At 45.3% G+C, this 12,223-nt stretch carries 10 protein-coding genes and 1 pseudogene; 1 reads left to right on the top strand and 10 read right to left on the bottom strand.

The features are described from left to right. The 10 genes and pseudogenes from D5269_RS18660 to D5269_RS15705 form a co-directional block, all read right to left on the bottom strand. A pseudogene (locus D5269_RS18660) lies at positions 1–95 on the bottom strand (RNA polymerase subunit sigma-70); the annotation flags it as partial. A gap of 479 nt (positions 96–574) precedes the next feature. After that, positions 575–1,345 (bottom strand): response regulator, encoded by a 771-nt coding sequence (locus D5269_RS15665; protein ID WP_120486735.1) that lies wholly within the window; start codon positions 1,343–1,345, stop codon positions 575–577. Between the two features lie 187 nt (positions 1,346–1,532). Next, positions 1,533–3,899, bottom strand: coding sequence for an FtsX-like permease family protein (locus tag D5269_RS15670; protein ID WP_120486736.1), 2,367 nt, complete (start codon positions 3,897–3,899; stop codon positions 1,533–1,535). 14 nt (positions 3,900–3,913) lie between these two features. Beyond that, on the bottom strand, positions 3,914–4,579 hold the full coding sequence (locus D5269_RS15675; RefSeq protein WP_120486737.1) for an ABC transporter ATP-binding protein: 666 nt from the start codon (positions 4,577–4,579) through the stop codon (positions 3,914–3,916). 263 nt (positions 4,580–4,842) lie between these two features. After that, positions 4,843–6,663, bottom strand: a complete 1,821-nt coding sequence (locus D5269_RS15680) for an ABC transporter permease (RefSeq protein ID WP_120486738.1) — start codon at positions 6,661–6,663, stop codon at positions 4,843–4,845. Positions 6,664–6,677: 14 nt separating this feature from the next. Continuing rightward, positions 6,678–7,343 (bottom strand): ABC transporter ATP-binding protein, encoded by a 666-nt coding sequence (locus tag D5269_RS15685; RefSeq protein WP_009296631.1) that lies wholly within the window; start codon positions 7,341–7,343, stop codon positions 6,678–6,680. Between the two features lie 5 nt (positions 7,344–7,348). Continuing rightward, positions 7,349–7,609: a hypothetical protein gene (locus D5269_RS15690; protein WP_005927561.1), complete on the bottom strand. Its 261-nt coding sequence runs from the start codon at positions 7,607–7,609 to the stop codon at positions 7,349–7,351. Between the two features lie 129 nt (positions 7,610–7,738). After that, positions 7,739–9,772, bottom strand: coding sequence for an ABC transporter permease (locus tag D5269_RS15695; RefSeq protein ID WP_055201191.1), 2,034 nt, complete (start codon positions 9,770–9,772; stop codon positions 7,739–7,741). 165 nt (positions 9,773–9,937) lie between these two features. Continuing rightward, the gene (locus D5269_RS15700) at positions 9,938–10,969 is read right to left on the bottom strand and encodes a HAMP domain-containing sensor histidine kinase (protein ID WP_009296633.1); all 1,032 of its coding nucleotides are present in this window, start codon (positions 10,967–10,969) and stop codon (positions 9,938–9,940) included. Further along, entirely contained in the window at positions 10,966–11,658 is a 693-nt protein-coding gene (locus tag D5269_RS15705) for a response regulator transcription factor (protein WP_008689652.1), read from the bottom strand. The genes D5269_RS15700 and D5269_RS15705 overlap by 4 nt, the downstream gene beginning before the upstream one ends. 238 nt (positions 11,659–11,896) lie before the next feature. Between D5269_RS15705 and D5269_RS15710 the strand changes: the two genes are divergently transcribed. Beyond that, positions 11,897–12,223: helix-turn-helix transcriptional regulator (locus D5269_RS15710; RefSeq protein WP_147408027.1), on the top strand; the 327-nt coding region annotated here is incomplete at its 3' end.

Here is a 12,223-nt window from a genome sequence, read left to right on the forward strand (position 1 = left end):
TGCCTATCGTCCATACCGGCTGCGCGGTATTCCTGTTCCAGCCGGGTCCATTCTGCATCAAACTTCCTTTTCTCATATCCATAGTGAAAGCCCATAGTTTTCCTCCATTTCGATTCAGGCGTGGTTGACGGGTGAATCGAATGGAGGTGGGGATCGGCAGCGGTACACATCGGGAGGTTTCCCTAAAAATCGACAATAAGAAACGCCAGCTTCTCGCAATGAGAAACTGGCGCAACAAAAAACACCATGATTATGCTGATTTATATGGATTGATAATACTGATAGATAACTATAATATCCCGGAGGAGGGCCTATGCTTTTTTTAATTGATATATGTCATAGCTATTACAAATGAATATTGCAGACATGGCGGTATCCTCCTATACACCGCCCATGCTGATTGCTGAGGGTCATCTGGAGGTCTGCTTTTTAGCAAAAAGAAACGGCGGCCTTGATCTACTCAAAACCGCCGTATCCGTCAGTGATACAGGAAAGCGCAAGAAATCCTCTGCCCGTCAGCGGTTTTTTTCTTTTTCCCGCTGTGGAGGCAGATGTTTGGATATGTAGGCTCGTTTCATTCCACAAAGAACAGAACCCGCCGGGCCAGCTCCGGGATATTTACCGGGGCGGTTATATAGTCGTTCACGCCCTCATGCCAGTATTCATATTCCGTGGCAAGGTCGTTGTTCTCGGTGAGGATAAAGAACGGAAGAAGCCGGACAGGGGGATTCTTCATTTGGAACATCCCTGCCACCCGCCGCAGCGTATGAAACAGCTCCATTGCTGTGCCATCCGGCAGTTCCAGATCGCACAAGATCAGGTCTATTTCCTCATCCTCAAAAATCCGGCGCTCGGCCTCCCCAATCGAGGAAACCAGAATCAGGTCAAGGCCCTTTTGCAGCATAGCAGCCCGCAGCACTCCGGCGCTGGTATCTTCCGCATGGACAAAGAGCAGCTTATGAAAAGTTGAATCTGGTTCGCCGGATAACTGCCGGTAGGCGTATTCCACCAGCTTATCTTGCAGCAGCAGTCCTTTCATTTTGTCCATGCACAGCGTCGCGCCCCGGCGCATAGCCTCTTGTTCGTAGTCGTCCTTGTCATGGCAGGACGCCAGAATAAAAGGCAGCTCCTTATCTGCGGCCCGCACCTCGTTCAGAAAGTCCATGCCGGAACCATCCGGCAGATCGAGATTACAGCAGACCACCAGCGGCATTTCCTCTTGGATGGCGGCCCGCGCTTCTTTCAGTGTACAAGCCGTTTTCACCGGGTAGCCCCGGTGCTGTAAGTATTTTTGCAGACACCATGTATAGGTGTCGCTGTCGTCGATCAGCAGTATCTTTTTCATGTGTCCTCACCCCCAATATTGATTTACCACAAGCATAAACTACAAATGTTACACAAATGTCCGAGGTGCCTTTGATTTCGACAAAAAAACAGGCTGAATTGTTACAACGCTCGGACATTTCAAAAATTTTTTTGAGAAAAGGCGAAAAAGGCGGAGCAGCACACGCCGCCCCGCCGATCTCAAAAGGTCATTCCATCGCCCGCATTTGTTCAATCAGAGATTGTTTTTTCTGTCTGCGGACTGTCCATACAGACAAAATCAGCTCCATTCCGAACAATACCAGAATGAACAGGCCCATTTCCAAAACCGGGAATTTGTAAGGCACTACATTTCCGGCAAAAGCTCCTATACTCATTTTTCTGCAAGCAAAGATGGAAGCCGGAAGCCCAACGATCAGCGTCGCCAATGTTGCAAAGAGCGCATAGCACAGCCCCTCACAGATGTTCATTTTACATAGCTGTTTTTGTGTTAGGCCGATAGAACGCAGAATACTGTTTTCCTGCTTTCGGGCTATCTGGTTAGAGAGTGTCGTATTGATAAGGTTGATAACGCCAAAGAGGAATACCAGCCATGAAAGTACCTCCATACTGCCAAATACAAAAGAATTTATATTTTTTTCATACTCAATTACAGTGTTAATATCATCTAATGCAATATCCGTATGAGCGGATATAATATTTTTTAATTCATCCCTCACATGATCCGCTTTTTGGGGATCACTTACAATGCTCCATGAATAATCGAAAGAGGTGATTTCCGGGTGCAGTTCATGGAACAATGCTTCCGGTGCAAATTCCAATACACCGTCAAAGTGATGTGTTCCATGTCCATTATCCAGATTATTGTTAAACACCCCGGATATAGTAACCGGAATGGTTGATTTCCCGGAGATAAGTTCAGCTGTTTCTCCGACACCTATATGTTCACGGTTACTTGTTGCCGAATCAATTAGGATGCTGTGTGTATCCGTCGGCATAGTGCCCTCTATCAATGAAGCTTCAACCTTAGAATAATTTTGATCAGTCAGTATATCACACATACCACCATATTCAATTCCGTTGACGTTATAATTTATATGAAGGCTTTGCCTTTTTGCAATCACATCGGTTACACCGTCAATAGACAAAATTTCCTGTTTGAGTTCCTCATTCAGTGGATTTCCTGCTGCCATGACTTCTTGTTCTGACAACTTTGAATCCAGATAAACCTTATAGTCACCATCCGGGAACGCTTGTCTTGCAAGCGCCTCTGGGGAGCGCAGCAAAACAATGGAGGATACCACAAGCAGGATAATTCCGCCCAAACTCAATGAAGCTACAATAGCAACGGTCTTTTTTCGGTCACGCTTAAAATTGGCAATTCCCATTGAAATAGGATTGAGCTTGATATTCTTTTTGCGGCTGCGGATGTCCTTTTGCGCCGGGGTAAAACGGACGGCTTCAATGGGGGAAATCCCTGCCGCAATTTTCACCGGCTTACGGATGGAAACAGATACAATGATCCAACTGCTTATAAGTGTCAAAATAACCGTTGCCACATAGGAAACAGCGTTAAATCCCTTGGAAAACAGGAGAAAACCAGTGCATACGCCCAGCACTGTACCAATCAAAATTCCGATACTGCCGAGTTTGCGTCCCTCTCGCTTTACAATCCGCTTGATTTGCTTTGGCGTTGCACCAATCGTCCGAAGCTGCCCGTAGCTCTTGATTTTGTCATTGATGGAGATACGGAAGATACTCTGGATCACAATATAGCCGCCGATCAGAACAATGGCAATCACGCCAGCCATTAGTGCAAAATCAAAGGATTTAGAGGCATAAGCAAAATACTTGCTGTTCATTTTTGGCATGGAAAGCTGATATTCCTCTGCAATCTCCCTGCAATAAGAGGTCATCAGTTCTTCGTCCAACTTGACGCTGTTTTTGAAATGAGCATAGGCGCGATAGCCAGCCGGGTCAAATCCTTTCCATTCTGTCAGGGCAGCGTTGGAAAGAATGATAGCGCAGGTATTCGCTTCTTTCTCATTTACGCTGTCCATAATGCCGGTAACAACATAATTACCATGAAAGCTCTCGGTATCTAAGGTCACAGTGTCCCCAATCTTGGCATTGTTTCCATAGGTGGAAAGAAAGTATTCGCTTACGACAACTTCATTTGCTTTTTCAGGAACCCGACCCTCTAACAACTCCATCTGCGCCTTGGCAATCTCCATCATTTGCGCGTCACAATACACATAGGACGCATGATAGCCCTGTTCTGAAAGTTCTTCACCCAGCATATAGTAGCCGCCTACGCGCTCAAACTCCGGCAGTCCTTTCAGGGTTTCAATGTCGTTTTCCTCTACGCCCAGCCAAACCGCCTCATAAGTATCGACAACCTGATTGCGCTGCATTTGCGTCAGGGAGGTAGACACAATTCCCGTAAAGCAGATCAGAAACGCCGCCAGCGCAACGGCGATCACCACCATCAGATTCCGGCGCTTCTCGCTTTGTAAACTTTTCTTTGCCAGCTTCTTTGTAATGGCGCTGGTATCATTTTCAAAAGGCCATGTCATAGCCTGCCACCTCCTTATTCCACAATCTTGCCATCCTCAATGCGGATAATCCGATCTGCAAGGCGGGCAATGTCATTGTTGTGGGTAATCATTACGACAGTTTGCCGGAACTCCGCGCTGGTGCGTTTGATAAGCCCCAGCACCTCGGCGCTGGTCTTGCTGTCAAGGTTGCCGGTCGGCTCGTCGGCCAGCACGATAGCCGGTTTGGTAATCAGGGCGCGGGCAATCGCCACACGCTGCTGCTGGCCGCCGGAGAGATTGTTCGGCACATTTTTCAGTTTATCTTCCAGCCCCAGCAGGTGAACGATTTCGTCCAAAAACTTCTGATCCACCGTGTCCCCGTCCAGCTCCACCGGCAGGACTATGTTCTCATACACATTCAGGATCGGAACAAGGTTATAGTTCTGGAAGATAAAACCGATGTTGCGGCGGCGGAAGATGGTGAGCTGTTCGTCGTTCTTCTTTGCCAGTTCTTCGCCCCGGACAATCACGGTTCCGCTGGTGGGAGTGTCCAGCCCGCCCATCATGTGAAGCAGGGTAGACTTGCCGCTGCCGGAGGTTCCCACAACGGCCACAAATTCGCCCTCGTCTACGGAGAAGTTCACGCCGTCAAGGGCGCGGGTAATGTTCGGCTCTGCACCGTAATGCTTTTTTAGGTCAATCGTCTGTAAAATGCTCATATTCAAAACTCCTTTCAAGGCTTTCTGCCTGTTGATAAGGGTATTGTAAAACCCAAATGTCCGCGAAATGTTACAGCGGCCCAAAAATTTCATTGAAAATCGGGGTGAAATGTTACAGCGCTCGGACATTTCAAAAATTTTTTTGAGAAATGGCGAAAAAAGCGGGGCAGCACTCGCCGCCCCGCCGATTCCATACGATTATACTGTCACTTTGATTTGTTCAACAAGAGATTTCATTTTAACGAAACTTTAGTTACATTGATTCACTCAATCGCTTTAATACGCTCTACTACAGACTGCTTCGCTAAAATGTGTCTTTGATACACTGTTACTACTATATGAACCACAAAAACAAGCACGAAATACAGGAGTAGAAACGGCCACGGGAAGCGATAGGAAATATAGGATAATCCGGGTATTTCTGCGATCTTGTTGCATAAAAGGAACCCCAGCGGTATGCCTACCACACAACTCCCTATTAAACTACCAAAAAAATAAATCCTGTTTTCTGCACTCTGTGTTTGATAAATTTGTACTTTCGTCATACCAGCGGCCTCTAACAGCGCATAGTCATGGCGGCGTATAACGGTGTTTGTAATGCAAGTATTAAGCAAATTGATAAAAGCAAACAAACATATCAACACTATCACTGCTGTAACAACAATTTTGGCGTTATAAAAATACGCCTGATATTCAGATAAATCATCCGCAAATATGGAAGTATTTATACGGTTATCCGAAGCCACCAGTGCCTTAATTTCCTCAACAGCCTGTTTCGTTTGCATATCTTCAGTACAAATGTACCATGCCAGATCACAATTTATTTCTGCTAAAAAGTCCAGATATTCAGGGGTCGTATAGAATACGCTACCTTTGTCCTTATTTTCGATGAAACCACATACTGAAAAATCAATTTCTTTTGTAGACATTCCCGTATTTACTGATGCGGAAAAATGATCTCCCAAACTCAGGGAAAGACCTGTTTTTTCATAGTAAGGAGAGGCACGATTTATCACAATCGGAATAGTGCTGTTTGTATTTGGAGAATAAGGCATATCACCCTCAACCAGTTGGGTTTCAAAACTGGTTGTGCCGACAATACTATTGATGGATAGTTCATATCTATTCTCAGGTTGACCGGGAACGACGATCTCACAATCTAATTTTTTGGATGGATAAATTTCTGTTACACCAGAGATATTTTCAATCTGCGCTTTCAATTCCTCCGTAAAAGGACTATCTTTCATCAGTTCAAGAGTAGCGTTTTCGGCAGCTGTTGAGTTCAGTTTAAGATAAATGCTGCTGTTTTCATAATACGGTTGCCGGACAAGCTCTTTTATATCAATAGCCGAAACTACCGAAAAGACTACAAATACAAGGACTCCGCTCAACACAAGGGATAGCAGCGTATAAAATGCCTTTTTACGGTTACTGAAAAAGTATTTTTTTGCCAAACCATTAGGATTGATACGACTGCTTTTTTTGAAAATTTTAGCTGATTTTATTTCCTCTGTCCTCAATGCCGCCATAGGGGATAAAGACGCAGCCAGTTTTGCCGGTGTACGGAATGACCAAAAAACAATGAACCATACAAAAGCACCGGAAAGCAATGTGCAGGCCACACTGGGCACCAAATATAATTTCAAGGGTAATACACAATTAAAAAGAAAACCCAATAGCAAACCGCCTAAAATATACTTCCAAGATAACTGTTTTCGCTCGTTATGAATGACTGCTTTGATCTGTCGGTAGGTCGCTCCCACAGTCCTCAACTGTGCAAATTCTCGTGTGCGCTGTAATATGGAAATATACATGATATTTTTAATAGCGATTCCTGCTGTGAGTAGCAGAACAATAGCAATCCCCAAAATTACACTAAGTATTTCCTGTGTGTTATCGACACGAGAGATTATCTGTGTATCTATTGTGGCATTACAAAGTAAGATAGTCGAAAATGCTAACAATAGAGAGGCAATAAACATGATAATCCCTGCGAGGAAATTTCGTTGTTTATTTGCGGATAGACTTTGCGTCGCTAATTTTTTCTCCACTTTGTGAGTATCATTTTCAAAAGGCCATGTCATAGCCTGCCACCTCCTTACTCCACAATCTTTCCGTCCTCAATGCGGACAATCCGATCTGCAAGGCGGGCAATGTCGTCATTGTGCGTAATCATCACAACAGTTTGCCGGAACTCTGCACTGGTGCGCTTGATAAGCCCCAGCACCTCGGCGCTGGTCTTGCTGTCAAGGTTGCCGGTCGGCTCGTCGGCCAGCACAATAGCCGGTTTGGTAATCAAGGCGCGGGCGATAGCCACACGCTGCTGCTGTCCGCCGGAAAGATTATTCGGCATATTTTTCAGTTTATCTTCCAGCCCCAGCAGGTGAACGATCTCGTCCAAAAACTTCTGATCCACCGTGTCCCCGTCCAGCTCCACTGGCAGGACGATGTTCTCATACACATTCAGGATGGGAACAAGGTTATAGTTCTGGAAGATAAAACCGATGTTGCGGCGGCGGAAGATGGTAAGCTGTTCGTCGTTCATTTTCGACAGTTCTTTGTCCCGGACAATCACATTGCCGGAAGTAGGGGTGTCCAGCCCGCCCATCATGTGAAGCAGGGTGGACTTGCCGCTGCCGGAGGTTCCCACAACGGCCACAAATTCGCCGTCATTTACAGAGAAGTTCACGCCGTCAAGGGCGCGGGTGATATTCGGCTCTGTACCGTAATACTTTTTCAGGTCGATAGTCTGTAAAATTCTCATAAAATTCAATCCTTTCTTTGTTTGTTGTAAATGCGGAACGCTGCTGCGCCGGTGGCCGCCAACTGTACCAGAATCAGCACAGCGAACAGTCCGAAGCTCTCATAGTAGAACAGTTCATCCCAAAACAGGAGAACATCACAGAGGGCAGTCAAGGCAACCGTCCAGCGGATGTGCTGGGCCAGCCTTTGCCAGAACGCCAGCACAAGGGCAACGGGCGGGACGATCAGCAGCGCCAGATTCAAAATCATGGTCGGGGTCAGTTCCATTGCAACGCCTCCTCACTTTTGTTGATAAGGTCATTGTAAAACCCAAATGTCCGCGAAATGTTACAGCGGCCAAAAAATTTCATCGAAAATCGGGGTGAAATGTTACAACGCTCGGACATTTCAAAATTATTATTCAACTACCCTTAATCGAGCTACAATACTTGTTTTTCTAAAATAGCGAAACGAAACATGAGGAACTATAATCGCCACAACGCAAATAACAATTCCCTCTAATATCAACGGGAAAATCGTAGGCTGTATTGTAAACAGCCATAAGTCAGGTTGATTAAAGAAAGTAGGAAGAATTGTATTTGCAACAATAAGAGAGAGAGGTAAACCCATTACACAAATCAGAAATGCGTAAAACAATCCCTCCAATACGGTCAATTTGTTAATTTGTTTTTTCGTCATTCCGATGCTCTCTAATGTAGCAAATTCCCGTTGCCGGTTTATAATGCCCGTTATAATGATGTTGGAAAAATTCACAAGCCCGATACTTCCTAATAGAAACCCAATAAGGCCACCTATGATAAAAATAGTTTGTTTTAATCCATTCATAGTTTGTGCCAATGTTTCAGACGATGCGTATTCAACGGTAGGCAAAGAATTGATGTACTCGGTCGCTGGCAAAAAGTGTTCTTTTTCCACATCAAACACATAACTCATTATGGCTGGATTGTTATACAATTCCACAAACATCTCATTACTCATATAGAAAATAGGACAATCGCCGCCAACATCAGTGTAGCCAACATTCTTACCCGGAGATTCTACCAATGAAAAATCAACCACTGCACGCGCAATTACCGAAACCGTTTTATAAGGCAATCCATCTTTGTAAATGGTAACTTCCTGATTGAGCGGACAAAGAAATTCAGGAGATTCATTTGGGTTGATCGCTGAAATTTCTATAACATAGTTTCCACTTTCCAAATATGAGGTTAGTTGCTGTATATCTGTTTCTCCCTCAATGAAATTCAATTTAGGAAGTATTGATTTTTCTACCCCGTAAATATTGCAAAGAGGTCGATAATCAACACCGAGTTTTACTGGATAAGTTCTGCCATCAACCATACCACTTCGTATAAGGTGATTATCTTCTGTGTATTCGTCTAATACTTCCGTGACCAAACTACCATAATCATAAGTAACACTGACATCATCCAAAGTGTTTTTATAAATTCGACTTCCGTTCAGCACAGGAATATTATTTTCAATATCAGATATGATTTCATTACTAACAGAATCATCTTTAAATCGAAAACCTTGCACATTAGAAAATGTGTTTGGGCTTGCCACAACAAAATCAAATGAGGTAACAGAAGATACATATTTTTTAACATCAACACTATTTCCGATTGCGATTGCACTGTTTAGGAGAATAATGCAGAGTATCATGGATAAGACGATAAATATGGTACGCTTTGAATTTCTTCTTAAATTTCTCCATGCCATTTCTGTTATTCTATTCTTAAACGAAAGACGATTCTTGTTGGCACTATGATAATTGTCTTTTTCATAGTATCTGGTTGCCTCAATGGGCGAAATCGTAGCTGCAATTTTGAATGGTTTCTTTATGCTCACCCAAACAGTAATCGCACTAAATATCCCGGCAACGACAAAAATAATAGGATTAAAACTCAAGTTCACAGAAAGATTGTGATACTCGCCTTTCATAAAATTAAGAATCCACGGAAGCATAAGTATTCCTACTATATATCCTAAAATCAACCCAATAGATATACCAATTATAGACAGCCAAAATGCTTGCTTATAAACAATTCGCTTGATTTGCTTCTCCGTTGTTCCGATTGTTCTTAATAAGCCATATTTCTTTATTTCTTGAACAACAGAAATCTCAAAAATATTGCGAATGAGCAAATAGCCCGTTATTACAAAAATCATAATAAAAAACAGGGCTGCTATTATGGCAATCCAATTTACAGATGTACCAGTGGACGGGCTGGTTCCCCTAATTTGCAAAATAGTTGTCTGTATAGACTGGATCGCTCCAACACATAAAGTCGTTACAGAAGTAAAAAGCATTGATGTTAAAACGATTGCTATTACAGCAACAATATTTCGTAATTTGTTGGCTTTGAAGCTTCTTTGCGCCAGCTTCTTTGTAATGGCGCTGGTGTCATTTTCAAAAGGCCATGTCATAGTTGTATCACCTCCATATTTGATAAGGGTATTGTAAAACCTAAATGTCCGCGAAATGTTACAGCGGCCAAAAAATTTCATTGAAAATCGAGGTGAAATGTTACAACGCTCGGACATTTCAAAAAAATTTACGGCGGGCAGCCGGAAATGGCCGTCCGCCGCGTTCTATTTTGTCGGCAGCATAATGGAAAATTCTGAACCCTTGCCCGGCTCCGAAACCACTTTGATATAGCCGCCTTGCCGCGTTACGATCTCGCGGGCCAGATACAGGCCAATGCCCACGCCCTGCTGTTCGTGTACTTCTTCCTCACGATAGAAGCGCCGGAAGATGGCAGCCTGATTGCTTTCGGAAATGCCCTTGCCGGTGTCGGTCACTTTGATCTCCACATACATTTCCCACAGCACCACTGACACGGCGATTTTCCCGCCTGCCGGGGTGTACTTCACTGCATTGTCCAGCAGGTTAAAGAGGGCTTCGGATGTCCACTTGCTGTCATGGAAAACGGTCAAATCCTCCGGGCAGTCCACGGACACAGCGATTTCCTTTTTCTCCGCTGCATACACAATCCCACTCATGGCCTGCGCCACGGTATCAAAGAGGCGACCCGGTTTCTTATCCAACTGGATCACGCCCGTTTCCAGCCGTGAGGTTTTCACAAGGGCCTGAAAGAGAAAGTCCAGCTTATCCGTCTGGCTGCGGATTCCCCGGATAAAGTCGGTGCGCTCCGCCTCGGTCATGGGCTTTTCCAGCAGGGTGTCCGTCGCCATTTTCAGATTGCTTACCGGCGTTTTCACCTGATGGGAAATATCCGATACAAGGGTCTGTAACTCCTGCCGTTCCTCGTCCACCCGGCGGCGGTTCTCCTGCATGATCTGGTAAAGCCTTGCCAGCCGGTGTCCGATTCTGGCAAGCTGGGTTTCGCTGTCCTCTGGCCGCTGGGGCGCTTCATTCCCGGCGATCATGTGGTCTAAGGTCTGGCACAGGTCAGCGGTAAACTGCGACAGCCGCTTTCCAAACGCCTGCGTCAGTACAAAAATCCCCACAAGGGCGCACAGCAGCAGCGCCCCGCCTGTCAGCAGCACCGCAATCTGTTTTGTCACAAGAAACAGGGCTATGGTGATCCCGGACATGGAGAGGGCAAGCCCCATTGCCACCCGGCTAAACAGCCGCTTTACCGAGAGATTTTGAAACTTCATTTTGCCTCACCTCCCGTCCATTGATAGCCCATGCCGTAAACGGTCTTGATGTAGGGCGCGCCGCCGTCGGATTCAATCTTGCTGCGAATCCGGCTGATGGAGGTTGTCAGGGTGTGTTCGTCTACAAACCGCTCGTCTATATCCCACAGCCTTTCCAAAAGCTGCCCACGGGTCAGCACTTGCCGGGGATTTTTGCGGAACAGGTTCAGCATTTTGTACTCCATCGGGGATAGGGTCAGGGGCTTGCCGTTTAGGGAAGCCGTCTGCTCCGAGAAGTCCAGAAACAGCCGCCCGTCGTCGTAAATGTCCTTAGCCGGTTTGTGGTGTTCCAGCATGGCGAACATGGCTTTGATTTTCCGCTGCAAGGCCCCGATCACAAAGGGCTTTGTGATGTAGTCCACCGCGCCCACCTCATAGCCCCGTATCTGGTCGCTCTCCTGATCGTTGGCGGTCAGGAATATTACGATGGTGTCCGGGTGCTGGGGCTTTATCAGCTTGCACAGCTCAAAACCGTTGCCGTCCGGCAGGTTGATGTCCAGCAGCACCAGATCAAATTCCCGCTGGCGGATGGCGTCGGCTGCGGTTCTGGCATTTAGTGCAGAAGTCACGCCGTAGCCGTCTGCGGTCAGGTTATAGTCTAACATCTTATTCAAAAAACTGTCGTCCTCGACAATTAAAATCTGCTTCATATCCTCACTTCCTTTGCTTTTTGCAGATAGTATAACAGGCAAATGTCCGCGAAATGTTACAACGGACAGATTTTTTCAAAAAAATATCCACCTCTATTATAATTTGATTTGGTTAGTGATACAAGGATAGCGGTTATATCTCACTAAAGAAACAGTATAATCATACCTGTTAGTCGGCATAATAAGGTTATTCCTTTGTGTAAATCGGCACGATAGAATATATTCGAGGTGAATGATTATGCCGATTGATGATTTAACCGCTTTAGGGCAAAAAATGCGGGAAGCCCGAAAAAGAAAAGACCTGACACAGCAGGAGCTTTCTGATATGAGCCATGTATCTGTCAAGCAGATTGCCAAGATTGAAAAAGGGCAGATGAATCCGTCCTTTTTGATTTTGAAGGCACTGGCAAAGGTACTGCCGATTTCTCTGGATTCTTTAATCAATCCGGATGTTTCCCCGGAAGACGAGGGAGCCGGTCAGATGAAGATGCTGTATTGCAGCTGCCCGTCAGAAATGCGTGAAACCCTCTTGCACCATACGCAGGAAACCATGAAAGAACTAACC

The organism is Anaerotruncus sp. 1XD42-93, from assembly GCF_009917605.1.
In the GTDB taxonomy this organism is placed as follows: Bacteria; Bacillota; Clostridia; order Oscillospirales; family Ruminococcaceae; genus Anaerotruncus.

What these genes read in the sequence shown, in the direction of transcription:
- D5269_RS15665 (WP_120486735.1), bottom strand. Translation starts at nt 1,345, where the DNA reads ATGAAAAAGATACTGCTGATCGACGACAGCGACACCTATACATGGTGT.
- D5269_RS15670 (WP_120486736.1), bottom strand. Translation starts at nt 3,899, where the DNA reads ATGACATGGCCTTTTGAAAATGATACCAGCGCCATTACAAAGAAGCTG.
- D5269_RS15675 (WP_120486737.1), bottom strand. Translation starts at nt 4,579, where the DNA reads ATGAGCATTTTACAGACGATTGACCTAAAAAAGCATTACGGTGCAGAG.
- D5269_RS15680 (WP_120486738.1), bottom strand. Translation starts at nt 6,663, where the DNA reads ATGACATGGCCTTTTGAAAATGATACTCACAAAGTGGAGAAAAAATTA.
- D5269_RS15685 (WP_009296631.1), bottom strand. Translation starts at nt 7,343, where the DNA reads ATGAGAATTTTACAGACTATCGACCTGAAAAAGTATTACGGTACAGAG.
- D5269_RS15690 (WP_005927561.1), bottom strand. Translation starts at nt 7,609, where the DNA reads ATGGAACTGACCCCGACCATGATTTTGAATCTGGCGCTGCTGATCGTC.
- D5269_RS15695 (WP_055201191.1), bottom strand. Translation starts at nt 9,772, where the DNA reads ATGACATGGCCTTTTGAAAATGACACCAGCGCCATTACAAAGAAGCTG.
- D5269_RS15700 (WP_009296633.1), bottom strand. Translation starts at nt 10,969, where the DNA reads ATGAAGTTTCAAAATCTCTCGGTAAAGCGGCTGTTTAGCCGGGTGGCA.
- D5269_RS15705 (WP_008689652.1), bottom strand. Translation starts at nt 11,658, where the DNA reads ATGAAGCAGATTTTAATTGTCGAGGACGACAGTTTTTTGAATAAGATG.